Source organism: Achromobacter sp. GW823-FHT04E03 (assembly GCF_058796095.1).
This window is the reverse complement of record NZ_JBXAIJ010000001.1, coordinates 278,978-304,681: the sequence shown is the minus strand read 5'-3', so window position 1 is coordinate 304,681 and position 25,704 is coordinate 278,978. Positions and strand designations below refer to the sequence as shown.

General features: G+C 64.7%; 25 protein-coding genes. 6 read left to right on the top strand and 19 right to left on the bottom strand.

The annotated features are described in order from the left end of the window. The first annotated feature begins 90 nt into the window (after window positions 1-90). Complete coding sequence (gene ppsR, locus AC1RHV_RS01425) at window positions 91-918, top strand: posphoenolpyruvate synthetase regulatory kinase/phosphorylase PpsR (RefSeq protein ID WP_042793329.1); 828 nt, start codon at window positions 91-93, stop codon at window positions 916-918. A gap of 51 nt (window positions 919-969) precedes the next feature. On the opposite strand, the gene AC1RHV_RS01420 is transcribed toward ppsR, so the two are convergent. From AC1RHV_RS01420 to rpsB, 18 genes are all read right to left on the bottom strand, one after another. Next, entirely contained in the window at window positions 970-1,449 is a 480-nt protein-coding gene (locus AC1RHV_RS01420; protein ID WP_054456732.1) for a DUF2846 domain-containing protein, read from the bottom strand. A gap of 97 nt (window positions 1,450-1,546) precedes the next feature. After that, window positions 1,547-2,017, bottom strand: coding sequence for a DUF2846 domain-containing protein (locus AC1RHV_RS01415; RefSeq protein ID WP_175180810.1), 471 nt, complete (start codon window positions 2,015-2,017; stop codon window positions 1,547-1,549). Between the two features lie 134 nt (window positions 2,018-2,151). Next, window positions 2,152-2,940 carry a TrmH family RNA methyltransferase gene (locus AC1RHV_RS01410; protein ID WP_192354193.1) on the bottom strand — a complete coding sequence of 263 codons (789 nt, stop codon included), beginning with the start codon at window positions 2,938-2,940 and terminating at the stop codon, window positions 2,152-2,154. Then, window positions 2,937-3,545: a ribonuclease HII gene (rnhB, locus tag AC1RHV_RS01405; RefSeq protein WP_370127902.1), complete on the bottom strand. Its 609-nt coding sequence runs from the start codon at window positions 3,543-3,545 to the stop codon at window positions 2,937-2,939. Before rnhB ends, AC1RHV_RS01410 begins: the two co-directional genes overlap by 4 nt. Continuing rightward, window positions 3,532-4,728, bottom strand: coding sequence for a lipid-A-disaccharide synthase (gene lpxB, locus AC1RHV_RS01400; RefSeq protein ID WP_125470834.1), 1,197 nt, complete (start codon window positions 4,726-4,728; stop codon window positions 3,532-3,534). The genes rnhB and lpxB overlap by 14 nt, the downstream gene beginning before the upstream one ends. Then, on the bottom strand, window positions 4,725-5,519 hold the full coding sequence (gene lpxA, locus AC1RHV_RS01395; RefSeq protein WP_125470835.1) for an acyl-ACP--UDP-N-acetylglucosamine O-acyltransferase: 795 nt from the start codon (window positions 5,517-5,519) through the stop codon (window positions 4,725-4,727). Before lpxA ends, lpxB begins: the two co-directional genes overlap by 4 nt. Beyond that, entirely contained in the window at window positions 5,520-5,975 is a 456-nt protein-coding gene (fabZ, locus tag AC1RHV_RS01390; protein ID WP_008167730.1) for a 3-hydroxyacyl-ACP dehydratase FabZ, read from the bottom strand. Between the two features lie 70 nt (window positions 5,976-6,045). Further along, a complete protein-coding gene (gene lpxD, locus AC1RHV_RS01385) occupies window positions 6,046-7,143 on the bottom strand; it encodes a UDP-3-O-(3-hydroxymyristoyl)glucosamine N-acyltransferase (RefSeq protein WP_118933669.1) in 1,098 nt (365 codons plus the stop codon). A 17-nt stretch (window positions 7,144-7,160) separates the two neighbouring features. Further along, on the bottom strand, window positions 7,161-7,721 hold the full coding sequence (locus AC1RHV_RS01380) for an OmpH/Skp family outer membrane protein (RefSeq protein WP_054456725.1): 561 nt from the start codon (window positions 7,719-7,721) through the stop codon (window positions 7,161-7,163). Window positions 7,722-7,830: 109 nt separating this feature from the next. Continuing rightward, complete coding sequence (gene bamA, locus AC1RHV_RS01375; RefSeq protein WP_192327481.1) at window positions 7,831-10,164, bottom strand: outer membrane protein assembly factor BamA; 2,334 nt, start codon at window positions 10,162-10,164, stop codon at window positions 7,831-7,833. Between the two features lie 53 nt (window positions 10,165-10,217). Next, entirely contained in the window at window positions 10,218-11,549 is a 1,332-nt protein-coding gene (gene rseP / locus AC1RHV_RS01370; protein WP_054456723.1) for an RIP metalloprotease RseP, read from the bottom strand. A 56-nt stretch (window positions 11,550-11,605) separates the two neighbouring features. Beyond that, a complete protein-coding gene (locus AC1RHV_RS01365; RefSeq protein ID WP_119451961.1) occupies window positions 11,606-12,805 on the bottom strand; it encodes a 1-deoxy-D-xylulose-5-phosphate reductoisomerase in 1,200 nt (399 codons plus the stop codon). Beyond that, window positions 12,802-13,659: a phosphatidate cytidylyltransferase gene (locus tag AC1RHV_RS01360; protein WP_492299621.1), complete on the bottom strand. Its 858-nt coding sequence runs from the start codon at window positions 13,657-13,659 to the stop codon at window positions 12,802-12,804. The genes AC1RHV_RS01365 and AC1RHV_RS01360 overlap by 4 nt, the downstream gene beginning before the upstream one ends. Before the next feature lie 53 nt (window positions 13,660-13,712). Beyond that, the gene (uppS, locus tag AC1RHV_RS01355; protein WP_054456720.1) at window positions 13,713-14,477 is read right to left on the bottom strand and encodes a polyprenyl diphosphate synthase; all 765 of its coding nucleotides are present in this window, start codon (window positions 14,475-14,477) and stop codon (window positions 13,713-13,715) included. A 179-nt stretch (window positions 14,478-14,656) separates the two neighbouring features. Beyond that, complete coding sequence (frr, locus tag AC1RHV_RS01350; protein WP_054456719.1) at window positions 14,657-15,217, bottom strand: ribosome recycling factor; 561 nt, start codon at window positions 15,215-15,217, stop codon at window positions 14,657-14,659. Window positions 15,218-15,232: 15 nt separating this feature from the next. Then, window positions 15,233-15,949 (bottom strand): UMP kinase, encoded by a 717-nt coding sequence (gene pyrH, locus AC1RHV_RS01345; protein WP_013393440.1) that lies wholly within the window; start codon window positions 15,947-15,949, stop codon window positions 15,233-15,235. A 97-nt stretch (window positions 15,950-16,046) separates the two neighbouring features. Continuing rightward, a complete protein-coding gene (gene tsf, locus AC1RHV_RS01340; RefSeq protein WP_119451963.1) occupies window positions 16,047-16,925 on the bottom strand; it encodes a translation elongation factor Ts in 879 nt (292 codons plus the stop codon). 178 nt (window positions 16,926-17,103) lie between these two features. Beyond that, window positions 17,104-17,853 carry a 30S ribosomal protein S2 gene (gene rpsB, locus AC1RHV_RS01335; RefSeq protein ID WP_054456717.1) on the bottom strand — a complete coding sequence of 250 codons (750 nt, stop codon included), beginning with the start codon at window positions 17,851-17,853 and terminating at the stop codon, window positions 17,104-17,106. A gap of 846 nt (window positions 17,854-18,699) precedes the next feature. Here rpsB and map point away from each other — a divergent pair. The 5 genes from map (at window position 18,700) to AC1RHV_RS01310 (ending at window position 24,084) form a co-directional block, all read left to right on the top strand. Further along, window positions 18,700-19,521: a type I methionyl aminopeptidase gene (map, locus tag AC1RHV_RS01330; RefSeq protein WP_119451964.1), complete on the top strand. Its 822-nt coding sequence runs from the start codon at window positions 18,700-18,702 to the stop codon at window positions 19,519-19,521. An 18-nt stretch (window positions 19,522-19,539) separates the two neighbouring features. Then, window positions 19,540-22,146: a [protein-PII] uridylyltransferase gene (locus AC1RHV_RS01325; protein ID WP_054456715.1), complete on the top strand. Its 2,607-nt coding sequence runs from the start codon at window positions 19,540-19,542 to the stop codon at window positions 22,144-22,146. Window positions 22,147-22,221: 75 nt separating this feature from the next. Beyond that, window positions 22,222-22,935 (top strand): MarC family protein, encoded by a 714-nt coding sequence (locus AC1RHV_RS01320; protein WP_013393435.1) that lies wholly within the window; start codon window positions 22,222-22,224, stop codon window positions 22,933-22,935. Between the two features lie 51 nt (window positions 22,936-22,986). Beyond that, on the top strand, window positions 22,987-23,472 hold the full coding sequence (locus tag AC1RHV_RS01315) for a disulfide bond formation protein B (RefSeq protein WP_054456714.1): 486 nt from the start codon (window positions 22,987-22,989) through the stop codon (window positions 23,470-23,472). Between the two features lie 90 nt (window positions 23,473-23,562). Next, entirely contained in the window at window positions 23,563-24,084 is a 522-nt protein-coding gene (locus AC1RHV_RS01310; protein ID WP_119451976.1) for a M48 metallopeptidase family protein, read from the top strand. An 82-nt stretch (window positions 24,085-24,166) separates the two neighbouring features. Here AC1RHV_RS01310 and purF read toward each other — a convergent pair whose 3' ends face one another. Beyond that, the gene (gene purF, locus AC1RHV_RS01305; protein WP_054456711.1) at window positions 24,167-25,687 is read right to left on the bottom strand and encodes an amidophosphoribosyltransferase; all 1,521 of its coding nucleotides are present in this window, start codon (window positions 25,685-25,687) and stop codon (window positions 24,167-24,169) included. Between the last annotated feature and the right edge of the window lie 17 nt (window positions 25,688-25,704).

The window sequence follows — 25,704 nt, the reverse complement described above, 5'->3', positions numbered from 1 at the left end:
GCCTTGGACCGCCCTTGGGGTGACTTATAGGGGCCTGATTGTACTCGGTGGAGTGCGTCCGGCCATCTGCCTGGTTGGAATTTTTTACACATGACATCTACCCCGATCGTACGCACGGTATACATCGTTTCCGACAGTACCGGCATCACCGCAGAAACCTTCAGCCAGTCAGTGCTTTCGCAGTTTGAAGAGGTCAATTTCAAGCCTGTCCGCCTGCCCTTTGTCGACACGCTGGAAAAGGCCGCGGAAGTGGCCATGCGCATCGATCGCAGCGCCCAGGAGGCCGGTGTTCCCCCGATCGTGTTCAGCACCCTGGTCAATCCGGATATCCTGGCACGCGTTCGCCAGGCGAACGGCGTTTTCCTGGACCTGTTTGGCACTTTCGTCAGCCACATCGAGCAGGCGCTGGGCCTGAAGTCCAGCCATTCCATCGGCCGCTCGCACATGCAGGCCAATTCGGAAAAATACCGCAACCGCATCGACGCCATCAACTTCAGCCTGGCGCATGACGACGGCCAGTTCGTCAACCAGCTGGACCAGGCGGACGTGATCCTGGTTGGCGTATCGCGCTGCGGCAAGACGCCCACCAGCCTGTACCTGGCCATGCAATACGCCATCAAGGCCGCCAACTTCCCGCTGACGCCGGACGATTTCGAGCGCGGCACCCTGCCCTCGACCATCGCCCCGCACCGCGGCAAGCTGTTCGGCCTGTCGATCCAGCCCGAGCGCCTGGCCGAAGTCCGCAACGAGCGCCGCCCCAACAGCCGCTACGCGCAGCTGGAGCAATGCCGCTACGAAGTGGCCGAGGCCGAACGCATGATGCGCCGCGAGGGCATTTCCTGGCTGTCCAGCACCACCAAATCGATCGAGGAGATCGCCACGACGGTGCTGCAGGAAGTCGGCCTGGACCGGGGCTGAAAACGACAAGGGCGCGCCCATGGCGCGCCCTCTCCTGCAACGTGCTCCGGATCAGGGACGCAGCTTGACGCGTTCGCGCGAGCCCGCGCCCCAGTACTTCAGCGGTCCCATTTCCTGTTGGGCGGTCGCCTCCGAGTCTTCCAGGCGCATGTCCTGGCGACCCATATTGGACGAATTGCCGCTCACGCCTTCGATGCTCAAGCGCACGTAACGGGTCTGGCCCGGGGCCAGCGTGAACGACAGTTGTTCGTCGTCGCGCAAGGTGTCGACCACGTACTGGCCGGCAGGCCGGTTCACGTAAAAGAAGCTGCCCGGCTTGGAACGGCCGACCTTGACGCCGTTCACGCGCAGGTATGGCTGGGCCGACACCACGCCAACCGGCGCCGGCGGCTGGTAGAAGTAGATCCGCCCCGTTTCCGGCACCATCATGGGGATGGTGCTGGCGACGTCCTTGTACCGGGGTCCGCCGCAACCTGCCAACAAGGCCGCGCCCAGCACGGCGGCGGCCACCATCTTGAACCTGCGCTTCATTCCGTCTTCTCCGATTTGCCGATCCCGCTGGCCACCCAACATGATTGGTCCAGGCGCGAAAGTATGTGAATGAATTTAAACACTACATATTGTAATTTTACTCATAGCGCAGCGGCTCGCGCTCGCGGCGTCCCGCCCCCCAATAGCGCAGGTCAGACATCGCCTGCACGGCTACGTCAGCGGAGCCCTCCAACCTCAGGACCTGCCTGCCGCCCGCAATATCGACGCGCACATATTGGGTCTGCCCGGCGGCCAGCGGAACCTTGAGCGCGTCCTTGCGCTCCTTGCGGTCAGTGGCGGTGATCACTTCCACCTCGCCGGGCGCGCGGTCCACGAAGAAGAAACGACCGGATTTGGAGCGACCGACCTTGCGGCCGTCGACCAGGATCGCGGGCTGCGCGACCTTGCCGCCGTTGGACGTCACGGGCTGGTAGAAGTAAATCCGGCCTTCCGCAGCCTCCAGCGCCGGGATGCGGTCCGCCACATCGCCGTACCGGGGACCGGCGCACGCAGAAAGCAACACCGCCGCGCCCAGCGCGGCAAGACTCGATTTGATCCAGCTTTTCATGTCCCGTCCTTGATCGGATCCCGGCCGCCAGACGCGGCTCAGGACCGCTCCGGCTCGGGCAAACGGGGCAGTATAAACAGGGGACGGTGCCCGCAATCCGCGGAAAAGCGGCGAAACGAAGGGCAGATCGGCGTTCAGTCCGGCTTGCCGCGCAAAGCCTGGCGCCGCTGCTCGAAAAGGCAGATCGCGGCTGCGGCGCCCACATTGAGCGATTCCATCGCCACCATGTCGTGCGGAATACGCACCTTGAGGCTGGCGGCGGCAATCAGCTCCGCTGCCACGCCCTGGCCTTCGTGGCCGAACACCCAGGCGCAACGTTCCGGCAACAAGCCTTCGTACAGATCGCGCGCGCCGTCCAGCGCGGTCGCCACCAGCGGCACCTTCAGCCGCGGCAGCAAGGCAGCCAGATCCACGTGTTCGTGGATGGCCAAGGCGAAATGGGCGCCCTGGCCGCTGCGCAGCACCTTGGGAGACCAGGCCGCGGCCGTGCCCGTGGCCAGGAAGACGCGCTTCACGCCCGCTGCGGCGCAGGTGCGCAGCAACGTGCCGACATTGCCGGGATCCTGGATGCGGTCGAACAGCACGCAGTTCTCGTCCACAGCGTCAGGCAAGTCCAGAACCGGCGGCGTCACCTGAAAGGCCACGCCCTGCCCGCTTTCCACGGCTGCCAGGGACTGCATCAAGCGCGCGTCCAGGGCCAGGCAGTCGCGGTCCGGCACAGCGGCCGCAAGCGCCGCTATGTCGGGCTGGGACAAGCGCTCCACATCGAAGATGGCCTGATCGGGCGCGCCGTGATGCTGCAGCCAGGCCTGGCACAGGTGGACGCCATCCAGCAGCACCGGCGCGCCGCGCTTGCCCGCCGTGCCGGCCAGCTTGGCCAGCGCCTTGACTGCGGGATTGTCGCGAGAACTGATGTGCTTCATGAAGTCAGGCCGAAGGCCTTGATGGGGGCGAAGCTGCGCCGATGTTCGGCGCAGGGGCCGTGCTCGCGCAGCATCTCCAGATGCAGCGGGGTGCCATAACCCTTGTGCTGATCGAAGGCATATTGGGGATAGAGGGCATGCAGGCGCAGCAGGTCTGCATCGCGCGCGGTCTTGGCAAGAATGGAAGCCGCGGAAATCGCGGGCACCAGGGCGTCGCCCTTGATGACGGTCTGCACGGTGCAGCCGAGCTTGGGAGCCTGGTTGCCATCCACCAGCGCCAGCTGCGGCAAGGTGGACAAGCCCTGCACCGCGCGCTGCATCGCCAGCATCGTGGCGCGCAGGATGTTCATGCTGTCGATCTCGGCCACGCTGGCGCTGGCGATGCACCAGGCCACGGCAAATTCCTGGATCTCGAGCGCCAGCGCCTCGCGCGTGGCGGCCTTGAGCACCTTGGAATCCGCCAGGCCCGCGATGGGCCGGGCCGGATCCAGAATGACCGCCGCCGCGTACACGGCGCCCGCCAGCGGGCCGCGGCCCGCCTCGTCCACGCCTGCCGTGATCATGACGGGCTGTTCAGGAGCCGCGAACAGGTCAGGCTGCTCCACCGGCCACCTCCAGGATCGCCTGCGCAGCCAGCGCGGGCGTGTCGCGCAGCAGCTCCTGATGCAGGGCGGTAAAGCGGGCTTCGATGCGCGCCCTGCCCGCGTCGTCGGTCAGGGACGTCCAGGTCGCCTCCGCGAGTTTCTCGGGCGTGGCGTCGTCCTGCAGCAGCTCCGGCACGGCAAAATCGCGCAGCAGTACGTTCGGCAACCCCACCCAGGGCAGGTAGGGACGCTGCTGGCCGGACTTCCAGGCCATGATGCGGCGCATCCAGGGCGACAGCACGTAGGAAATCACCATGGGCCGCTTGTACAGCGCCGTTTCCAGGGTGGCGGTGCCGCTGGCCACCAGCACTGCCGTGGCCGCTTCCATGACGGACCAGGCCACGGGCGCCTGGCGCTCTCCGCCCTCGCCGTGCAGATCGTTCGCGGTGACGCAGCGCAGTCCAGGCACGGGGTATTGGGCCAGGATGGCCTGGAACTCCGCGCGCCGCTGGTCGTTGACCATGGGGACGACGCATTGCAGGGCCGGATCCTTCTTCTGCAGGATCTGCGCGGCTTGCAGGAAGCGCGGCGCCAGCAGACGGATCTCGGACGAGCGGCTACCCGGCAGGATCGCCAGCACGCGCGCATTCTGGTCGATACCCAGGCGCTCGCGCGCCGCGGCGCGGTCGGGCTGCATGGGCACGGCGCCAGCCAGCGGATGGCCCACATAGGTGACCGGAATGCCTTCCTTGCGGTAGATCTCTTCCTCGAACGGGAACAGCACCAGCATGTGCGACACCGACTCGCGGATCTTATGGATCCGCTCATAGCGCCAGGCCCAGATCGACGGTCCGACGAAATGCACGGTGGGCGTGCCCGCCTGGCGCAACTGGTGTTCCAGCCGCAGATTGAAGTCCGGCGCATCGATACCGACGAACACGGCGGGCGGCTGCGCCAACCAGCGCCGCTTGACGTCGCGATAGGTGCCAAGCAGGCTGGGCAGGCGCTTGAGCGCGTCGACATAGCCGAACACGGTCAAGGCATGCATGGGGTGCCAGGTATCGAAGCCGCGGGCCTGCATTTGCGGCCCGCCGATACCCTCGCAGCGCACGCCGGCGTCGCGCGCTTGCAGACCGGCAATGATGCGACCGGCCAGCAGGTCGCCCGAAGGCTCGCCGGCCACCATGCCGATCCGAGCGTTCATGGACGGATGATGCCGCGGCTCGCGACGTCCAGGAAGTCGAGCATGGTCTGCAGGTGCGGGGCGACCTCGGGCTCCGCCTGCTGGCGGGCGCGCAGTTCGGCCCGCGCCGCGTCCAGGGACAGGCCCCGGCGGTAGATGATCTTGTAGGCGTCGCGCAGCGCCGCAATGTCGGCGGCCGTAAAGCCGCGGCGCTTCAGTCCTTCGACGTTGACGCCCACCGGACGGCACGGATTGCCCGCAGCCAGCACGAACGGCGGCGTGTCCTGCATCAGGGAGCTGTTGCCGCCCGTCATGCTGTGCGCGCCGATGCGCGAAAACTGGTGCACGCCGGTCAGGCCGCCCACGATGGCCCAATCGCCTACGTGGACGTGGCCGCCCAGCTGCACCGAATTGGCCAGGATGGTGTTGCTGCCGATGTGGCAATCGTGTGCAACGTGCACGTACGCCATGACCCAGTTGTCGTCGGCAATCGTCGTAACGCCGCCGTCCTGCACGGTGCCCGTGTTGAGCGTGACGAATTCCCGGAACGTATTGCGGTCGCCGATTTCCAGGCGGGTAGGCTCGCCCTGGTACTTCTTGTCCTGCGGCATGCCGCCAATCGAGCAGTACCGGTAGAAACGGTTGTCGCGCCCGATGGTCGTCACCCCGTCCACCATGCAGTACGGGCCGATCTCGGTGCCCGCGCCTATGGTCACGTTGGGACCGATGGTCGCGAACGGACCGACCACGACGGTCGGGTCGAGCTTTGCCGCCGGATCAACGACGGCGGTGGGGTGAATGTTTCCTGCCATTTACTCTTCCAGGCTGCGAATCGCGCACATCAGCTTGGCCGAAGCGACTTCCTGGCCATCCACCGTCGCGCGCGCTTGATACTTACAGATGCTGCGGCTCAGGCGTTCGGCTTCGACCTCGATGCGCAACTGGTCGCCCGGCACCACGGGGCGGCGGAAACGCGCGCCGTCGATGCCAACCAGGTAATACGCGGTCTTGGAACCTTCGCACTTCAGGCCGCCATTCTCGTCGGTGAACGAGAACAGGGCGGAGGCCTGAGCCATGGCTTCCACGATGAGCACGCCCGGCATCACCGGGTGGTGCGGGAAATGGCCGTTGAAAAACGGTTCATTGATCGAGACGTTCTTGATGGCCACGATGGACTTGCCAGGCACCATTTCGACGACGCGGTCAATCAGCAGCATCGGATAACGATGCGGCAGCCTCTCCATGATCCCCTTGATGTCGAGTTCCATTTTTCTATGCTTTCCTGCGAAGTAAAGTAATTGTGCGGCGCGGACGCGCCAGGGGCGGCGATGCGCCGCCCTAGTCTTTTTCCAGCGTCCGCACGCGCCGGCGCAATTGCGCCAACTGTTGTATCACGGCGGCGTTGCGCTGCCATTCGCCATGTTCCGCGTACGGGAAGACCCCGGTGTAGCGGCCAGGCTTCGAGATGCTGGACGTCACCGCGGTGCCGCCGGAGACATGCACATCGTCGCCCAGCGTGAGGTGTCCGGACAGCATGGCCGCTCCGCCTATGGTGCAGCGCTCGCCGATGGTGGTCGAGCCAGCCACGCCCACGCAGGCCGCAATCGCGGTATGCGCGCCGATCCGGCAGTTGTGGGCCACCATGATCTGGTTGTCCAGCTTGACGCCATCGGCCAGGACGGTGTCTTCCAGCGCGCCCCGGTCGACGGTGGTGTTGGCGCCGATTTCGACGTCGTCACCGACCGTCACGCCGCCGAGCTGGGGAATCTTGCCCCAGGCGCCCTTGCCCAGCGTGGGATCCGGCGCGAAACCGAAACCATCCGCGCCCAGCACAGCGCCGCTATGAATGATGGCGCGTGCGCCCACCTTGACGCCGTCGTACAGCGTGACGTGGGCGTACAGCCGGCTGCCAGGGCCGACGGACGAGCCTGCGCCAATGACGCAGCCAGGTCCGAGCACGGTATCGCGGCCGATGCGGGCGCCGGATTCGACGACGCAATTCGGGCCGATGCGCACGCCTTCTTCGATGATGGCGTCAGCGGCGACCACCGCGGAAGGATGCGTGGACGCGGGCAACTCGGGCCGTCTCGCGGCATCGAACCATTGCGCCACGCGGGCGTAAAGCAGATAGGGATGCTGACAGACGACCAGCGCGAACGGCGGCCGGGCGTTGCCCTCGGCCTCCAGAGCCTGCGCCACGTCCGGCGAGACGATGACGGCGCCAGCCTGCGTGGCGCCTAGCTGGCTCTGGTAGCGGGGGTTGGCCAGGAAAGCGATTTCCTGCCGACCCGCCGATGACAGGGTTCCGATGCCGCAGACCCGCATGGGGTCCGCGCCGGGAACCGCGCTGATGCGCCAGTCCATCCCCTGGGTGTTGGCGGCGCTCAACAGTGTTTCCAGCGTTGGCGCGCGGGCAAGATCCAGTAGAACCGGCATAACGTGACGGGTGCTGCTTACTTGCCCAGGCTCTGGATCACCTTGTCGGTGATGTCGATGCGCGGGTTGACGGTCACTGCGTCCTGGATGATCAGGTCGTAGTTTTCCTGCTCGGCGATGCGCTTGATGGCGTCGTTGGCCTTCGTCACGATGCCCGAGAATTCTTCGTTGCGGCGGCGGTTGAAGTCTTCCTGGAACTCGCGGCGCTTGCGCTGCAGGTCGGTATCCAGGTTGGACAGTTCACGCTGGCGCTTGACGCGATCGGACTCCGACAGGACGGGCGCGTCCTTGTCGAACTTCTCGGCTTGCGAACGCAGGCTGTTGTTCAGGCGCTGAAGCTCGTCGTCGCGCTTCTTGAATTCAGCTTCGATCTTGCTTTGCGCTGCCTTGGCCGGACCCGACTCGCGCAGGATCCGCTCGGTATTGACGAAACCGATCTTCGTGCCTTGGGCCTGCGCGGGAATCGCAGCAGCCGAACCGAGAATGAGCGCACCTACCAGGGCAATGGAGCCGCCCAGTTTGCCGCGGCGCGTGGTGCGCAGCGATTTCGAGGTTTTAAGTGCGGAATCAGACATCATGAAAATCTCACCTTCCAGTAAGGCAAAGCCAAAGTGTGTATTGTGCCACTAAACAGCAAGGGAGCCGGCCGTGTGCCCTTCTCCCTTGTTTTCAAGCGTAACGGCGCGCTTAGAAACCAGTCCCGATCTGGAACTGGAAGCTCTGCTTGTCGTCGCCCGACTTCGAATTGAGCGGACGGGCATAGGACAGCTGCAGCGGCCCCATCGGCGACTGCCACGACAGACCGATACCGGCCGAGAAGCGCCAGCCGCACGGATCCTCGACCTCGCTGCCAGGCTTGCCGCCGGTGCAGCTCTGGCCGCTGCCGGCCGAAACCTGGCCCGCGTCCGAGAAAATGAACCAGCGCAGGGTGCGGTCCTTCGACGCGCCCGGGAACGGCAGATAGAGCTGCGCGTTCGCGATGACGCGCCGCGTGCCGCCCAGGTAGTCGCCCGTCTTGGTATCGCGCGGGCCCAGCGACGAGCCCTCGTAGCCGCGTACCGTGCCGATACCGCCGGCATAGACGTTCTTGATGATCGGGTAATCCTTGCTGCCGTAGCCCTGCCCCCAGTCCACCATGCCGTTCAAGGCCAGGGTGTAGGAGCCGCCCAGCGGCACGAAATACTGCTGCTGGGCCGTCAGCATCGTGTACTGCAGATCGATGGTCGACAGGTCGGCCTTCAGGCGGGTGTACCCGCCCTTGGTCGGCGCCAGGCCGCTGTCGCGGGTGTCCTTGGTCCAGCCGGTGGTGAAGATCACCGAGTTGGTCGCGTCGCCATAGTCCTTGACGAACTTCTCGTAGGCCGCCGGCGAGTTGTTGAACAGGTCGATCTGGTTACGTTCGACGTTCGCGCCCAGCATGATCCGGTCGTATTCCGAGATCGGCACGCCGAAGTTCATGCCCAGGCCCATGGCCTTGACGCGGTAGTCGCCGTCGTTGTTGTTCCAGGGCTCGGTCACGCGATAGTAGGCGGACGTGGTGCGGCTGATGCCGTCCTTGGTCCAGTACGGATCGGTATGCGACAGCACGATGGCGCGGTTGGTCTTGCTGGTGTTCAGTTGCAGGGTCAGGTTGGTACCGCTGCCAAAGACGTTGTCTTCGCTGATACCGGCAGACAGAATGGCCTTTTCGGACGAGCCGTAACCCACGCCCAGGTTGATCATGCCGGTGGGCTTTTCCTTGACGTCGACGTTGACGTCGACCTGGTCGGGCGAACCCGGAACCGGATCGGTCTTGACGTTGACGTCGCTGAAATAGCCCAGGCGGTCGACACGGTCGCGCGAGGCCTTGATGTCCTTGGCGTCGTACCAGGCGGCTTCCTGCTGGCGCATTTCGCGGCGCACGACTTCGTCGCGCGTGCGGGTATTGCCGCCGATCTGGATGCGGCGCACGTACACGCGGCGGCTGGGATCGACGTAGAACGTCAGGTCGGCCTCATGCTTGGCGCGGTCCAGTTGCGGGTTCGGGTTGACGTTGGCAAACGCGTAGCCCAGTTCGCCCAGGTAGTCGGTGATGGCCTTGGCCGAACCGTTGGCCTTGGCGGCCGAGAACGTTTCGTCCGGCTTGATTTCCACCAGCGCGTTGATTTCCTTGTCCAGGCCCAGCAGGTTGCCGGCCAGCTTCACGCTGCGCACCTTGTAGGGCTCGCCTTCGTGCACGGTAATCGTGATCCGGATGTCCTTGCGGTCGGGCGAAATCGTGACCTGGGGCGGCTCGACCGAGAATTCGAGGTAGCCCTGGTCCAGGTAGAAGGAGCGCAGGCGCTCCAGGTCGCCCTCGAGCTTTTCGCGCGAGTACTTGTCGGTATCGGTATACCAGGTCAACCAGCCCGGCGTGGTCAGCTTGAATTCGTCGAGCAGGTCGCTCTCCGAGAAAGCCTTGTTGCCCACGAAGCGGATTTCCTGGATGCGCGCGACCGAGCCTTCGAACACGTCGAAGCTCACGCCCACGCGGTTGCGCGGCAGCGGGGTCACGGTGGAGGTCACTTCGATGCCGTACTTGCCCTTGGACAGGTACTGCTGCTTCAGTTCGTATTCGGCGCGCTCGAGCATGGAGCGGTCGAAGATGCGGCCTTCGGCGAAGCCCACTTGGGCCAGCGACGTGGTGATGGCCTTGGAGTCGAACTCGCGCATGCCGTTGAAGTTCACCGACGCGATCGTGGGGCGTTCCTGCACGACCACCACGACGACGTTGTTGTCCGTCTGGATCTGTACGTCGGTGAAGAAGCCGGTGCCGTACAAGCGGCGGATGGCTTCAGTGGCTTCTTCTTCGGTGAATTTTTCGCCCACTTTGACGGGGAGATAGCCGAAGACGGTGCCGGCGTCAGTTCTTTGAATACCCTCTACGCGGATATCCCGCACGACAAAAGGGTCGAAGGCGTGGGCGATGGCCGGAACCAGCAGTGCGGCGATCAAACCCGGCAGTACACCCTTTTTGTGATGAAACATCCGGCGAAAAGACATCCTTGAGTATCCTCGGTCGTGCAAATGGCGGGGGATTTTATGCTAAATCGCGTTCAAGTGAACAAACGCGTGAAATCATTGAACAGCGCAAGCCCCATCAGGCTTGCCAATAAACCTATGCCGGCGCGCTGTCCGATATCGATCCACCTTGCTGGCGGCGGGCTACCCCGCACAATTTCGACGAGATAGTACAGCAGATGGCCACCGTCCAGCATGGGAATAGGCAGCAAATTTAGTACGCCCAGGCTGATGCTGATCAAGGCGATATAAGCGATATACGCAACAATTCCGATTCTGGCGGTCTGGCCGGCGTAGTCCGCGATGGTCACGGGACCGCTGACATTGCGCCAGGAAACGTCGCCCGTGATCATGCGCCCCATCATGCGCAGCGAGAACCAGGCGGTATCCCAGGTGCGCACGGCGCCCTTCCACAGGCTTTCGAACACGCCATAGCGCACGGTCACCATGGGAACGTCGCCACCCAGCTGGACGCCCAGGCGGCCGATCACCTGGCCGTTGACGGTCTCGGCGCGGGGCGTGGCGTTCAGGGAGATATTGGCGCCGTCGCGCGCCAGCGTCAGTGCCAGGGTCTTGCCGGCGCTTTCTTGAATCTGCCGCACCAGCGCGCCGGTATCCGGGGTGGGAACGCCGTTCACGGCCAGGATGAGGTCGCCCGTCCGCAGCCCGGCCGCCTGCCCTTCGCCGCCATCATTGACGACACGCACTGCGGGCTTGGGCTGAGCCAGGCGCACGCCGGCCGCGGCCAGCGGGTCGCCGCCGGCCGGATCCATGGTGTTGGACGGCAGGACCAGTTCACGCTGCTGGACGGCGCCCGCAGGGGTCTTGACCTCGATCCTGGCGCTGCCGCCAGTAGCCATGACGTCCATCAGGCGCCAGCGCGCGTCGGACCAGGAAGCGACCTCTTCGCCGTCGATGGCCAGGATGCGGTCGCCAGAGAGCAGGCCGGCGCGCGCGGCAGGCGTGTCCGCCGCGGGCTGGGCGATGACAGCCACGGGCTCCTCGGTGCCGGCCATGTTCAGGCCGGCATAGAGGAAGACCGCGAGTATCAGGTTGAAAATGGGGCCGGCGGCAACGATGGCGATACGCTGGCCGACGGGCTTGCTATTGAAGGCCCCTGCCACTTCCGCCGGGCTCGCGCCGGCGGGGGGATCGTCCTGCATCTTGACGTAGCCGCCCAGCGGCAGCGCCGAGACCGCCCATTCCGTGCCGTGGCGGTCGGTGCGCCGCAGGATGACCTTGCCGAACCCCACCGAGAAGCGCAGCACTTTCACGCCACACAGGCGGGCCACCCAATAGTGCCCCAGTTCATGGAAGATGATCAGGGTGCCAAGCGCAACCGCAAAGGCCAGCAGGGTGAAAAGCATCGGAATCGAAGAAATCTAGGAAATCAGAGGCCGGCGGACGGGCGACCGAGCCCGCATCAGGCCAGGCCCAGGTTGCCAGCGAAGACGCGCGCGTCAGAATCCAGCGCGAGCACGTCGTCAAGACTGTTGAGCGTAACAGATGCTTGCCGTGCCTGCCACTCCAGGGAAGCCTCGATTACCCGCGGAATCCAGGTATAGGGCAGCCGGCCGCTCAGGAAGGCCTCCACGGCGATCTCGTTGGCGGCATTCAATGCCACGCAGGCCCCCTGCCCGGCTCGCAGCGCCGCAAACGACAAGGCCAGGCACGGAAAACGCGCCAGATCGGGCTTCTCGAAGTCCAGACGCCCCAGCCGCGTCAGATCCAGCGGGCCGACGCCGCTGTCCAGGCGTTCGGGAAAGCCCAGGCCATAGGCAATGGGCGTGCGCATGTCGGGCTGACCGAGCTGCGCCAGCACGGAGCCGTCGTCGTACTCGACCATGGAGTGCACCACGCTCTGGGGGTGCACCACCACCTCGATGCGATCAGCAGGCATGGCGAACAGCCAATGCGCCTCGATCACCTCGAGCCCCTTGTTGAGCATGGTGGCGGAATCGACCGAAATCTTGCGGCCCATGCTCCAGTTCGGGTGGGCGCAAGCCTGGGCCGGCGTCACGTCGTGCAGGTCTTCCAGGTCGCGCCCGCGGAACGGACCGCCGGAAGCGGTCAACAGCAGCCGGCGCACGCCGGGTGCGGGGCTATCCGGCGCGACGGCTCGTCCGCCGTGAGGCAGACATTGGAAAATGGCGTTATGTTCGCTGTCGATAGGCAGCAGTTCGGCGCCGTTGTCGCGTATGGCCTGCATGAAAAGCGAGCCGGCCGCAACCAGCGCTTCCTTGTTGGCCAGCAAGACGCGCTTGCCGCTGCGGGCAGCCGCCAGGGCGGCGGGCAGGCCCGCGGCCCCCACGATGGCCGCCATGACGGAGTCGCATTGGGGATCGGCGGCGGTATCGGCCAGCGCCTGGGCGCCGACGCGGATTTCCGGCATGGTCTGGCCGCCAGCCCATGCGGCAATGAATTTCTCGCGCGCCGCAGAGTCGGGCACCACCACGACCGCGGCGCGGCAGGCCTGTGCCTGCTCCGCCAGGCGCGTCATCTGGCTGTACGCCGATAGCGCATAAACCGCCAGGCGCTCGGGGTGGCGGGCGATCACATCCAGCGTGCTTTCACCGATCGAACCGGTCGATCCCAGCACGACGACGCGTTGAAAAGCCGTCAAAACAACACTCCAGACAAAAGTAGCGCAAACGGCGCGACCGGGAGAATCGCGTCGATGCGGTCATAGACCCCGCCGTGGCCAGGCAGCAGCGTGCTGGAATCCTTGCGTCCGGCGCGCCGCTTGAGCAGCGATTCGAACAGGTCGCCCACGATCGACAGCACGCCAAGCACGGCGGCAATGGGCAGCGCCAGCCAGAAGGTCCAGCGCTCGACCAGCGCGTGGCCGTACGTGCCTTCCCACAGGCTGGAAAGACCGATCCAGACCACCGCCCCCAGGACGCCAGCGACCGCGCCTGCGATCGTTTTGCCCGGGCTGACCCGCGGGGCCAGTTTACGCTTGCCGAAGGCTCTGCCGGCAAAATAAGCGGCGATATCGGCGACCCAGACCAGCGCCAGCAGCGACACTACGAAACCGGCTCCATGCACCACGAACATCTGCGCCAGCACGGCCCAGGCGGCAAACGCCGCGGGCACGGAGAAAATCGACCAGCCCACACTGGCGGGAGGCGCATCGGAACGCCCGCGCACCACCGCCGTCAGGCCGCCGAACAGCCAGACCGCGGCCACCGCCGGCACTACGTAGCGCAGCACCCAGACGGGATCTGCGATTCCGGCATTCTGTCCCGCGAGCCATGCGGAGGCCAACGTCAGCATGCCCGCGAACAGCAGGACGGCAACGCCGACGGCAATGAGAGGGGAAGGCGGTTGCGGCAAGGTCAGGCGGAGCCACTCCCAATTGGCGCAGGCGGCCGCCAGAGCCAGAAGCGCAACGAACCACCACGGGTTCGCGCTGATCATCGCGGCAGCCAGAACGGCCAACAGAACGACTGCGGTAACGATACGCTGGCCCAACATATGACGGTCTCCTCGTGTACAGCCCTGGAAAGACGCGCTAGTCGCCGTCCGTTTTATTTCGCGCCGTTTTCGCTGAGTTGCGCGCTGGTACGGCCGAAACGGCGTTCGCGCGTGCGGTACCAGTCAAAGGCGGCCGCGAGCTCGGCGGCGCCGAAATCCGGCCAGTAGCGGTCCGTGAAGTAGAACTCCGCGTAAGCCATCTGCCAGATCAGGAAATTGGAAATGCGTTGTTCGCCGCCGGTGCGGATGAACAGGTCGGGTTCTGGCGCCCAGGCCATGGACAGATGGCGCGCCAGGCGCTCCTCGTCCACCAACTGGGGCTGCGTGGCCAGTGCGGGCTCGGCGGCCAGCATGGCGCGGGTGGCCTGAAGGATGTCCCAGCGTCCGCCATAGTTGGCGGCAACCGTCAGGTGCAGGCGGTCGTTGTGGGCCGTGCGCTCCTGCGCCGCGAAGATCAGCTCTTGCAAACGGGGCTCGAAGGCCGACAGGTCGCCGATGACGTGCAGACGCACGCCCTGCTCTTCCAGCTTGCCGATCTCGCGCTCCAGCGCCTGCACGAACAGGCGCATGAGCAGCGACACTTCCTCGGCGGGGCGGCGCCAGTTCTCGGAACTGAAGGCGAACAGCGTCAGATAGCGCACGCCGGCGCGCCCGCACGCCTCGACCACGCGCCGCACCGCCTGCACGCCCTTGGCATGGCCCGCAGTGCGCGGAAGCAGCCGCCTCGTCGCCCACCGGCCATTGCCATCCATGATGATGGCGACGTGCTCGGGAATGTCGCGGGTAGCGGGAACCGCCTGGGTCGAACTGGTTGCCATTGGTCTGGGGTTGCGCGCGGTGAAACGGCGAAAACGGAACTACGTGAAGAAAAGCCTGCGCCGTCGTTCCACCGCTAAGCAGCAATGCTGCGAACCAATGGACAGGACGGCGCTCAGGCAGGATATCCTGGTCGCCAGGGGGATACGGACTAGCCTATCACCCTGACGGCATCCAGGAATTATACGGTCATGATTTCCGCTTCTTTCTGCGTAACCATCTTGTCGATTTCGGCCACGCTGCGATCGGTCAGTTTCTGAACGTCGTCCTGCGAACGGCGTTCGTCGTCCTCGGAGATTTCCTTGTCCTTGACCAGCTTCTTCAGCGCTTCGTTGGCTTCGCGGCGCAGGTTGCGCACGGCCACCTTGGCGTCCTCGCCTTCGCTGCGGACAACCTTGGTCAGGTCGCGGCGGCGCTCTTCGGTCAGCGCGGGCATCGGCACGCGGATGGTGTCGCCCATCGACATGGGGTTCAGGCCCAGGTCCGATTCGCGGATCGCCTTTTCGATCGCGGAGGCCATGCTCTTCTCGTAGGGCTGCACGCTGATGGTGCGGGCGTCCACGAGGTTCACGTTGCCAACCTGGCTGATCGGCACGGGCGAGCCGTAGTACTCGACCTGCACGTGGTCCAGGATGCCGGTATGGGCGCGGCCCGTGCGGATCTTGGCCAGGTTGGTCTTGAGCGTGTCAAGCGACTTGGCCATCCTGGCTTCGGCGGATTTGCGGATTTCTGCGACGCTCATGGAATTTCCTTTTCTTTAGACGTGTACCAAGGTGCCTTCGTCTTCGCCGCTGACGACCCGCTTGAGGGCGCCGGACTTATTGATCGAAAACACTTTGATCGGCAGCTTCTGGTCACGGCACAGCGCAAAGGCGGTGGCGTCCATGACTTCCAGCCGGCGGACGATCGCTTCGTCGAAGCTGATGCGCGAGTAACGCGTGGCGGTGGGATCCTTGTTGGGATCCGCGCTGTAGATGCCGTCGACCTTGGTGGCCTTCAGCACGATCTCCGCCCCGATCTCGGCGCCGCGCAACGCAGCGGCCGTGTCCGTGGTGAAGAAGGGGTTGCCGGTACCTGCCGCGAAGATGACGACCTTGCCCTCTTCGAGGTAGCGCAGCGCCTTCGGGCGGATGTACGGCTCGACGACCTGATCGATGTTCAAGGCCGATTGCACGCGGGTGTCGACACCCTTGTGCTTGAGCGCGTCTTGCAGCGCAAGCGCGTTCATGATGGTGGCCATCATGCCCATGTAGTCGGCGGTTGCGCGGTCCATGCCCTGCGCGCCCGGGGCGACGCCACGGAAAATATTGCCCCCGCCGATGACGATGGCCAGCTCGACGCCCGTGGCGGCGACTTCAGCGACCTCATCGGTCATGCGGACGATGGTGGAGCGGTTGATGCCAAATGCATCGTCGCCCATCAGCGCCTCGCCGGAAAGTTTGAGAAGAACCCGTTTGTATGCTCTGCTGCTCATAGGTGATATCCCGAAGAACAATCCGACGAAAGTGTAAGACAAGAAATAGGCCGGACTAGAATTTAATCTAGCGCCGGCCCTTAAGCACTACCCTGGGTCAGGCGCGGCCGGCGGCGGCAGCGGCGACCTCAGCGGCGAAATCGCTGGTCTTCTTCTCGATACCTTCGCCGACAACGAACAGCACGAACTTGCTGATCGAAGCGCCCTTTTCCTTGAGCATCTGCTCAACGCTGTGCTTGTCGCTCTTGACGAACGGCTGCGACAGCAGGGTGACTTCCTTCAGGAACTTGGCGACCGAGCCTTCGACCATCTTGGCGACGATGTCAGCCGGCTTGCCCGATTCGGCAGCCTTCTGTTCGGCGACCGAGCGTTCGGCGGCGATGTCGGCGGGGTTCACGCCGTCGGCGTTCAGGGCCTTGGGCTTGGTGGCGGCGATGTGCATCGCCAGGTCCTTGCCCACTTCTTCCGCGCCGGTGTATTCGACCAGCACGCCGATCTTGCCGCCGTGCACGTAGCTGGCCAGCGAGTTCGGGGTCTCGATGCGCTCGAAGCGGCGGATCGAGATGTTTTCGCCGATCTTGCCGATCAGGGCGGTGCGGGTGCTTTCGACCGTGCCGTCGCCGTAGGGCAGCGCCGACAGGGCTTCCACGGTGGCAGGGTTCTGCGTGGCGACCAGCTCGGCCAGCTTGTTCACGAAGCCGACGAAGTCGTCGTTCTTGGCGACGAAGTCGGTTTCGCAGTTGATTTCGATGACGGCGCCCTTCTTGGCGTCGGCGGAGATGAACAGACCGATCAGGCCTTCAGCGGTGACGCGGGCGGCAGCCTTGCTGGCCTTGTTGCCCAGCTTGACGCGCAGGATTTCCTCGGCGCGGGCCAGGTCGCCCTCGGCTTCCGTCAAGGCCTTCTTGCACTCCATCATGGGCGCGTCGGTCTTTTCGCGCAGTTCCTTGACCAGGGCAGCGGTAATTTCAGCCATGTTTGCTCCAATTTGCTAGAACATGCCCCGGGAAACCGGGACAGTGGTTTGATTCGATGGGACATCCGCGACTAGCGGATCAGGAAGATGGGAGCCCACCTTCGCATTGCCGGCGAGGCGGGAGCGGACCGATTTCGGCACCGCTCCCAGACGCTAACCGCCGGACATGACAACAGGCTTAGGCCTGGTTGTCCTGCACTTCGACGAACTCTTCCTGGCCTTCGCCCAGTTCTTCGACCAGACCGTTCAGGTTCTGTTCGCGGCCTTCCAGCACGGCGTCGGCGATGCCCTTGGCGTACAGCGCGATGGCCTTGGCCGAGTCGTCGTTGCCGGGGATGACGTAGTCGATGCCTTCGGGCGAGTGGTTGGTGTCAACCACGGCGACCACGGGGATACCCAGGGTCTTGGCTTCGGCGATGGCGATCTTGTGGTAGCCGACGTCGATCACGAAAATGGCGTCAGGCAGACCGTTCATGTCCTTGATGCCGCCGATCGACTTGTTCAGCTTTTCCAGTTCGCGCTGGAACAGCAGGCCTTCCTTCTTGATCATGCGCTCGGCGCCGCCTTCGGCGACCACGGCTTCCATGTCCTTCAGGCGCTTGACCGAGGTCTTGACCGTCTTGAAGTTGGTCAGCATGCCGCCGAGCCAGCGGGCGTCGACGAAGGGCATGCCGCAACGGGAGGCTTCAGCGGCGACCAGCTCGCGAGCAGCGCGCTTGGTGCCGACGAACAGGATGTTGCCGCCGCGAGCAGCCAGCTGCTTCACGAACTTGGTGGCTTCCTGGTACTTATCAACCGTCTTTTCCAGGTTGATGATGTGAATCTTGTTGCGATGGCCGAAGATGAAGGGGGCCATCTTGGGGTTCCAGTAGCGGGTCTGGTGACCAAAGTGGACACCCGCTTCCAGCATTTCGCGCATCAAAGACATAACTTTCTCCAAGGGTTGATTTCTTGCGCCGCACCTGCATCAGCCTCTGGCTGACACCCTGGGTGGTGTTGCGCGCGATTTCCCGCAAATGCGGGATGACAAAATTTTAACCGGGCCGACCGATCACTGCCGCAATAACTGCGACGCCCTGGGGCGCCTTCTACTACGCTGCCGCGATAAACCCAGACGGCCGCCACGACCAAGAGCCTTGCACCGCATGCTTGCAGGCGCTTTTCCAGACCCACCAGGAATTTCCTGGAAGTTTCCGGCGGTTTCCCGAAAGCGCACCCGGACCTGTTTTGTTGGCGGCGAAATCCAGCTCTGGAAAATCCAGCTCTTCGCGTTCAAGCGCGGGGTTGTCACACCCTGGCTTCAGTTCGACCGCGCATCAGACCATCGGGGCATTTCTTAAGAAAACGCGAACATTTTCAAGAACTTAAGCCGACATCCATACCGAGTCCAAACCCTGAGCCTGCATCGCCGCTCTAAAACATGACCGGGCTTACAAGCACGCCGCGTCCCCAGCCTGGCGCCTGCATCGAATTTGCCGCCGCTCCGCCCGCCCGACTGGTTTCCTGCCTGCGTGCCCACCCACGGAGCCAACGACCTGCCCGATTTCGCTCCACAACCTTCGCTTGCGGTGAAACTTCAGGGCGCGCCGCCGATCACTATGAAAGGACCTGCTGCCAGACTACCTGCCGGGTTTGCGTGACATCGGTTCCGCTGCCTGCACCCGCCGGGTTCGGCCTTTGCCGTAACCCGATTGCTCCCCAAAATTTTAGGGAAGCCTATAATTCTACTATTCTTTCAAGCAGACATTCAAGCGAGACATCGCTAAGCTATTCCATGGGCACTATCACCAATCAAGCCGACCTGGCCAAGATGCGCGCCGCCTGCCAGGATGCGGCCAAAGTCCTCGATTTCATCACGCCGCACGTCAAGCCTGGGGTCACCACCGGAGAGCTGGACCGCCTCTGCCTGGAGTACCTGACCGATGAGCTGGGCGTGAAATCGGCCACGGTGGGCTATGCGCCCCCGGGCTACCCGCCCTTCCCCGGCGCCATCTGTACCTCGGTCAACCACCAGGTCTGCCATGGCATCCCGGGCGACAAGGTGTTGAAAAACGGCGATTCGCTGAATATCGACGTCACCATCATCAAGGATGGCTGGTTCGGCGACACCAGCCGCATGTACGCAGTGGGCGAACAATCCATATTGTCGCGCCGCCTGACCGAGATCACCTTCGAGTGCATGTGGAAGGGCATCCAGCAGGTGAAAAACGGGGCCACGTTGGGCGACATCGGCAACGCGATCCAGAAGCACGCCGAGGCCAACGGCTTTTCAGTGGTGCGCGAGTTCTGCGGCCACGGCATCGGCCAGCGCTTCCACGAAGACCCGCAGGTGCTGCACTATGGCAAGCCGGGTACGGGCGTGAAGCTGACGACGGGCATGCTGTTCACCATTGAACCGATGATCAATGCGGGCCGCCGCGAGATCCGCCAGCTGTCCGACGGCTGGACGGTCGTCACCCGCGACCACAGCCTGTCGGCCCAATGGGAGCATGCTGTCTGTGTCACCGAGACCGGCTACGAAGTGTTGACCCTGTCGCCGGGGATGCCCAAGCCGCCCGCCTTCGTCACCGAACCCCTGGTCATCCCAGCCGTCTGACACACAACCTTAGCCACCATGACCGCCGCCATTCTCAGCGCCCTGCGCGAACGCATCCAGGAAGCCCGGCGGACCGCGGTGGCGCAATTCCGCACGCACCTGCGACCAGACACCCTGCTGTCCGAGCTGCGCCGCATCGTCGACGCCGCGCTGCGCGACCTGATCAAGCATTGCCCCCTGCCCGCCGGCGCCACGCTGGCGGCCGTGGGCGGCTATGGCCGGGGCGAGCTTTACCCGCACTCCGACGTGGACCTGCTGATCCTGCTGCCGCACGCTCCCACGCCCGAGGACGAGTCGGCCATCGAAAAGCTGGTGGCCTCGCTGTGGGACCTGGGCCTGGAGCCGGGCCATAGCGTGCGCACCATCGAGGACTGCGAACGCGAGGCGGACGCCGATATCACGGTGGAAACGGCTTTGCTGGAATCCCGCTGGCTGGCGGGCAGCCGCACGCTGATGAAGGCCTTCGAAGCCGCGACCAAGTCGCGCCTGGACCCGCGCGCGTTCTTTCGCGCCAAGCGCGTCGAAATGCAGCAGCGCCACGCGCGCTACCAGGACACGCCCTATGCGCTGGAGCCGAACTGCAAGGAGTCGCCGGGCGGACTGCGCGACCTGCAGGTCATCCTGTGGATGGCCCGGGCAGCCGGCTTTGGCAACAGTTGGCGCTCCGTGGCGCAAGCCGGCCTGCTGACCTCGTCCGAGGCGCGCGACCTGCGCAAAGCAGAACAAGCCTTCAAGCGCCTGCGCATCGAATTGCACCTGCTGGCGAACCGGCGCGAAGACCGCGTGCTGTTCGACCTGCAGCCCGCCCTGGCCGAAGTCTATGGCATCCATGCCACCGCCACCCGCCGCGGCAGCGAGCTGCTGATGCAGCGCTACTACTGGGCGGCGCGGCTGGTGACCCAGCTGAACGGCATCCTGGTGCAGAACATCGAGGAACGGCTGTTCCCGCGTCCGGACAGCGACGCGCGCGACATCGACGACGACTTCCGCAATCTGCGCGACCGCCTGGACATCATTCGCGACGACGGTTTCGAGCGCAATCCCACCCTGCTGCTGCGGGCCTTCCTGGTGATGCAACAGCATCCGGAACTGACCGGCATGTCGGCGCGCACGCTGCGCGCCATCTGGCATTCGCGCCACCGCATCGACGCGCAATTCCGCCGCAACCCGGTCAACCGCAAGCTGTTCCTGCAGATCCTGCAGCAGCCGCGCGGCATCGTGCATGAGCTGCGGCGCATGACCATGCTGAACATCCTGCCGCGCTATCTGCCGGTATTCCGCCGCATCGTCGGCCAGATGCAGCATGACCTGTTCCACGCCTATACGGTGGATCAGCACACGCTGGCGGTGGTGCGCAACCTGCGCCGCTTCACGATGCCGGAACATGCCCAGGAGTATCCGCTGGCCAGCCAGCTGATCGCCGGCCTGGACCGGCACTGGCTGCTGTATGTGGCCGCGCTGTTCCACGACATTGCCAAGGGCCGCGGCGGCGACCATTCCGAACTGGGCGCGCGGGAAGTGCGCAAGTTCGCCCAAGACCACGGCATGGAGCCCGAAGACGCCAAGCTGGTCGAATTCCTGGTCCGCCAGCACCTGCTGATGTCGGCCGTGGCGCAGAAGCGCGACCTGTCCGATCCGGCCGTGGTGCAGGACTTCGCCGCCACCGTGAAGGACGAACGCCACCTGACCGCCCTGTACCTGCTGACGGTGGCCGATATCCGCGGCACCAGCCCCAAGGTCTGGAATGCCTGGAAAGGCAAGTTGCTGGAAGACCTGTACAAGCTGACGCTGGCCGCCCTGGGCGGCGCCCACGCCGACGCCCACACCGTCCTGACCGAGCGCAAGGAAGAAGCCGCCCGCCTGACCCGACTGGCGGGCCTGCGCGACGATGCCCGGGAAGCCTTCTGGAACCAGCTCGACGTGGCGTATTTCCTGCGCCACGACGCCTCGGACATCGCCTGGCACACGCGCCATCTTTATCATCAGGTCGCGCCAGCGCAGGCGGTGGTCAAGGCCCGCCCCACCGAACATGGCGAAGGCCTGCAGATCATGGTGTACACCCGCGATGCGCCCGACCTGTTCGTGGCGATCTGCGGCTATTTCGACGCCAAATCGCTTTCCATTCAGGATGCGCGCATCCACACCACGCGCCACGGCTGGGCGCTGGACAGCTTCATCGTGCTGTTGCCGGAAGGCGCCAGCGACCTGCGCGCCCAGGCCACCCTGGTCGAACACGAGCTGGCCGAACGCCTCAAGGACCCGCACGCCGCCGCCTTGCAACAGCCCGCGCGCGGCGGCTACTACGGCCGCGGCCGGCAGTCCCGCGTGTCACGGGTGTTCCCGGTCATGCCGCAGGCCGAACTGCAGCCCGACGAGCGCAGCACCTCCTGGCGCCTGTCGGTAACCGCGACCGACCGCCCCGGCCTGCTGCACGCGCTGGCGCGCGTCTTCGCCGGGCACGAAGTGAACCTGCTGATGGCCAAGATCATGACGCTGGGGGACCGGGTCGAGGACGTCTTCATCGTCGACGGTTCGGCGCTGACGCGCCCGCGCAGCCAGATGCAGTTCGAACGCGACGTCCTGGACGCCCTGGCGGGCGAGGAAGCCCAGCAGCGCGCCGCCTGATCACGGGTGCCTGGCATCGCCAGCGCCGCCGGGACCGCATACAATCCCGGTTTTCGGCCAGGCGATACCCTCCCCATGGAGCTAAACGATTATCTGCGCGTTTTCGGCACCAGCTTCTTTTTCGCGCTGGCCACCCTGCTGCCCTTTCTGAACCCGCCCGCGATCGCGCCGATCTTCCTGTCGCTGACCGAGGGCGCGTCATCATCCACCCGCATGGTGCTGGCCAAGCGCGTGGCCATCAATGTCTGCCTCATGTTGATCGTCGCCATGGTCGCGGGCAACGTGCTGCTTAGTTTCTTCGGCATTTCGCTGTCCATCGTGCGGGTCGGCGGCGGCATGCTCGTGATCGCCAGCGCCTGGCGGCTGGTGAATTCGCCCGACGCCGATACCGAGCGCGTGGCGCGCATGGCCGAGTCCTTCACCCCGGAGATGGCCAAGGCCCGCGCGTTCTATCCGCTGACCTTCCCCATCAGTTGCGGTCCCGGATCCATCGCCGCGGCCATCACCGTGGGGGTGTCGCTGCGCGATCAGAACCACGTGCTGAGCCTGGTGCGGCTGGGTGGATCCATTCCGGGCATCATCGTCGTATCGGTCACGCTCTACATCTGCCTGCGCTTTGCCGCGCAAATGCTGCACCGCCTGGGCGACAATGGCACCGCTGTGTTCATGCGCCTCTCGGCCTTCATCATGCTGTGCCTCGGCGTACAGATCTTCTGGGAAGGCTCGCGCGAACTGCTGCTGGGCGTGTTGCAGCAAGTGATGCAACCAATTCCGATTCCCAAGGCCTAAGCCTGGCTCGGGGCCGCGTCCGGCCCCTTTTCCAACCCTTGCAAAGCAACAATGACCTCTCGCTCAGAACGCCTGCTCCGCCTGATCGCCCTCTTCTGCTTCGGCGCCGTCGGCCTTGCCCTCGTTTCCCAGCACGTCTTCGACATGCCGCCCTGCGCCTGGTGCGTCATGCAGCGCCTGATCTACCTGGTGATCGGCGTGATCGCGCTGGTGGGCGGATTCGGCGGTGGACGCGCCCTGACGCGCCTGTGCGGCGCGCTCACCGCGCTATTGTCCCTGGGCGGTATCGCCGCGGCCTGGTATCAGTACAGCGTAGCGGCCAACATGCTGTCCTGCGACCAGACCTTCGCCGACCGCTTCATGACCGGCATCGGCCTGGAAAGCGCCGTGCCGTGGCTGTTCGGCATCTATGCCACTTGCATGGACGCCAAAGTGCCGGTGCTGGGCATCGAATATGCACTGTGGAGCCTGGCGCTCTTCGTCATCATTTTCTTCATGGCGCTGCCGGTCGTGTTCCGGCGCGGCGGGTCGCAGTAACAGCCCTTCCTGACGCCGCCCGCAGCATCGCGGGCGGCGCCCAAACGCGGGGAAGCCTGGTCTCGCTCCGGCGCCGTCCCCGCCTTGATCATGTCCAATCTGAAATACCTGACCGGATACCCGGAATCCCTGCTCGCCCAGGCCCAAAAGCTGCTCGACCAAGGCAAGCTGGGCGCGGCGCTGCTGGCGCGCTACCCTGCCGGTCCCCACGACGTGCGCACCGACCGGGCGCTCTACCAATACGTAACGGACCTGAAGAACAGCTACATGCGCAACGGCGACCAGATCAACAAGGTCGCCTTCGACAGCAAGATCCATGTGATCCAGCACGCGCTGGGACAACACACGTATATCTCGCGCGTGCAGGGCGGCAAGCTGAAGGCCAAGCACGAAATCCGGGTGGCCACATTGTTCAAGACCGTGCCGGCGGAATTCCTGAAGATGATCACGGTGCATGAACTGGCCCACCTGAAGGAAAAGGACCATAACAAGGCCTTCTACAACCTGTGCCTGCGCATGGAGCCGCAGTACCACCAGTATGAGTTCGACTTGCGGCTGTATCTGACGCACCTGGAGGCGACACGCGAAAACTTGTGGAAGGCCGCGGCCTGATATCGCAGTGCAGGCGCCCAGTACCCCGCAATAAAAAATGCCGTCCCGAAGGACGGCATTTTCTTGCTATCAGACAAACGCGTCAGGCGTCGCTGGCGGCGTAGCCCATGTTGAACTGCAGGCCGCTGGCCCCGCCTTCCTCACCGGGTTCGCCACGGGACTGGCCCAGGCGAGCCAAGTATTCAGGGGTGATGTCGCCCGTGACGTACTGGCCGTCAAAGCACGAAGCCTCGAAGCGCGACAGCTTGGGGTTGATGTCCCGCACCGCCTGCTGCATGTCGTGCAGGTCCTGGTAGACCAGCGAGTCGGCGCCGATGGCGCGGGCAATTTCCTCGTCGCTGCGGCCGGTGGCGATGAGTTCGCTCTGCGTAGGCATGTCGATGCCGTAGACGTTCGGGAAACGCACCGGGGGAGCAGCCGAGGCGAAGTAGACCTTGTTGGCGCCTGCGGCGCGAGCCATGTCCACGATCTCGCGGCTGGTCGTGCCGCGCACGATGGAGTCGTCCACCAGCAGCACGTTCTTGCCCTTGAATTCCATGCCGATGGCATTGAGTTTCTGGCGCACGGACTTACGGCGCACGGCCTGGCCCGGCATGATGAAGGTGCGGCCCACGTAGCGGTTCTTGATCAGGCCTTCGCGGTAGTCCAGGTTCAGGCGGGCGGCCAACTGCATGGCTGCGGGACGCGAGGAGTCCGGAATCGGCATGACCACGTCGATATCGCCCAGGCGCATGTTGCGCGCGACCTTGTCGGCCAGGTACTCGCCCATGCGCAGACGGGCGTCATACACCGACACGCCGTCGATCAGGGAGTCCGGACGCGCGAAGTACACGTACTCGAAAATGCAGGGCACCAGTTGCGGATTGTCGGCGCACTGGCGGCTGACGAAGCGGCCGTCCAGGTCGATGAACACGGCTTCGCCGGGCTCGACGTCGCGCACGAAGGCAAAGCCGCTGCCTTCCAGCGCCACCGATTCCGACGCGACCATCCACTCCACGCCCTCTTCGGTTTCCTGGCGACCGATGCACAGCGGACGGATGCCGTTGGGATCACGGAAGGCCAGCAGGCCGTAACCAGAAATCTGCGCCACCACGGCATAGGCGCCGCGCACGCGCTTGTGCAGGGCCGATACGGCGCGGAAGATGGCGTCGTCGTCCAGCGACACGCCGCTGGCCGCCGATTGCAGCTCGTGCGCCAGCACGTTCAGCAGGACTTCGGAATCGGAGTTGGTGTTGATGTGGCGGCGGTCGACGCGGTAGAGCGATTCGCGCAGTTCGCGCCAGTTGGTCAGGTTGCCGTTGTGGGACAACATGATGCCGAACGGCGCGTTGACGTAGAACGGCTGGGCCTCTTCCTCGCTGGCGCTGGAGCCCGCGGTGGGATAGCGGACCTGGCCGACGCCCGACGTACCCGGCAGCGCGCGCATGTTGCGCGTGCGGAAGACGTCGCGCACCAGGCCGTGAGCCTTGTACATATTGAATTGGTTACCTTGCGATGTCGCGATGCCCGCGGCGTCTTGCCCGCGATGCTGCAACAGCAGCAAGCTGTCATAGAGCAGCTGGTTGACCGGCCCGCGCCCGATGACCCCTACGATTCCACACATGGTGAGATTTCCTGGTT

What these genes read in the sequence shown, in the direction of transcription:
- ppsR (WP_042793329.1), top strand. Translation starts at nt 91, where the DNA reads ATGACATCTACCCCGATCGTACGCACGGTATACATCGTTTCCGACAGT.
- AC1RHV_RS01420 (WP_054456732.1), bottom strand. Translation starts at nt 1,449, where the DNA reads ATGAAGCGCAGGTTCAAGATGGTGGCCGCCGCCGTGCTGGGCGCGGCC.
- AC1RHV_RS01415 (WP_175180810.1), bottom strand. Translation starts at nt 2,017, where the DNA reads ATGAAAAGCTGGATCAAATCGAGTCTTGCCGCGCTGGGCGCGGCGGTG.
- AC1RHV_RS01410 (WP_192354193.1), bottom strand. Translation starts at nt 2,940, where the DNA reads ATGAAGCACATCAGTTCTCGCGACAATCCCGCAGTCAAGGCGCTGGCC.
- lpxB (WP_125470834.1), bottom strand. Translation starts at nt 4,728, where the DNA reads ATGAACGCTCGGATCGGCATGGTGGCCGGCGAGCCTTCGGGCGACCTG.
- lpxA (WP_125470835.1), bottom strand. Translation starts at nt 5,519, where the DNA reads ATGGCAGGAAACATTCACCCCACCGCCGTCGTTGATCCGGCGGCAAAG.
- fabZ (WP_008167730.1), bottom strand. Translation starts at nt 5,975, where the DNA reads ATGGAACTCGACATCAAGGGGATCATGGAGAGGCTGCCGCATCGTTAT.
- lpxD (WP_118933669.1), bottom strand. Translation starts at nt 7,143, where the DNA reads ATGCCGGTTCTACTGGATCTTGCCCGCGCGCCAACGCTGGAAACACTG.
- AC1RHV_RS01380 (WP_054456725.1), bottom strand. Translation starts at nt 7,721, where the DNA reads ATGATGTCTGATTCCGCACTTAAAACCTCGAAATCGCTGCGCACCACG.
- bamA (WP_192327481.1), bottom strand. Translation starts at nt 10,164, where the DNA reads ATGTCTTTTCGCCGGATGTTTCATCACAAAAAGGGTGTACTGCCGGGT.
- rseP (WP_054456723.1), bottom strand. Translation starts at nt 11,549, where the DNA reads ATGCTTTTCACCCTGCTGGCCTTTGCGGTTGCGCTTGGCACCCTGATC.
- AC1RHV_RS01360 (WP_492299621.1), bottom strand. Translation starts at nt 13,659, where the DNA reads ATGTTGGGCCAGCGTATCGTTACCGCAGTCGTTCTGTTGGCCGTTCTG.
- uppS (WP_054456720.1), bottom strand. Translation starts at nt 14,477, where the DNA reads ATGGCAACCAGTTCGACCCAGGCGGTTCCCGCTACCCGCGACATTCCC.
- frr (WP_054456719.1), bottom strand. Translation starts at nt 15,217, where the DNA reads ATGAGCGTCGCAGAAATCCGCAAATCCGCCGAAGCCAGGATGGCCAAG.
- pyrH (WP_013393440.1), bottom strand. Translation starts at nt 15,949, where the DNA reads ATGAGCAGCAGAGCATACAAACGGGTTCTTCTCAAACTTTCCGGCGAG.
- tsf (WP_119451963.1), bottom strand. Translation starts at nt 16,925, where the DNA reads ATGGCTGAAATTACCGCTGCCCTGGTCAAGGAACTGCGCGAAAAGACC.
- rpsB (WP_054456717.1), bottom strand. Translation starts at nt 17,853, where the DNA reads ATGTCTTTGATGCGCGAAATGCTGGAAGCGGGTGTCCACTTTGGTCAC.
- map (WP_119451964.1), top strand. Translation starts at nt 18,700, where the DNA reads ATGGGCACTATCACCAATCAAGCCGACCTGGCCAAGATGCGCGCCGCC.
- AC1RHV_RS01325 (WP_054456715.1), top strand. Translation starts at nt 19,540, where the DNA reads ATGACCGCCGCCATTCTCAGCGCCCTGCGCGAACGCATCCAGGAAGCC.
- AC1RHV_RS01320 (WP_013393435.1), top strand. Translation starts at nt 22,222, where the DNA reads ATGGAGCTAAACGATTATCTGCGCGTTTTCGGCACCAGCTTCTTTTTC.
- AC1RHV_RS01315 (WP_054456714.1), top strand. Translation starts at nt 22,987, where the DNA reads ATGACCTCTCGCTCAGAACGCCTGCTCCGCCTGATCGCCCTCTTCTGC.
- AC1RHV_RS01310 (WP_119451976.1), top strand. Translation starts at nt 23,563, where the DNA reads ATGTCCAATCTGAAATACCTGACCGGATACCCGGAATCCCTGCTCGCC.
- purF (WP_054456711.1), bottom strand. Translation starts at nt 25,687, where the DNA reads ATGTGTGGAATCGTAGGGGTCATCGGGCGCGGGCCGGTCAACCAGCTG.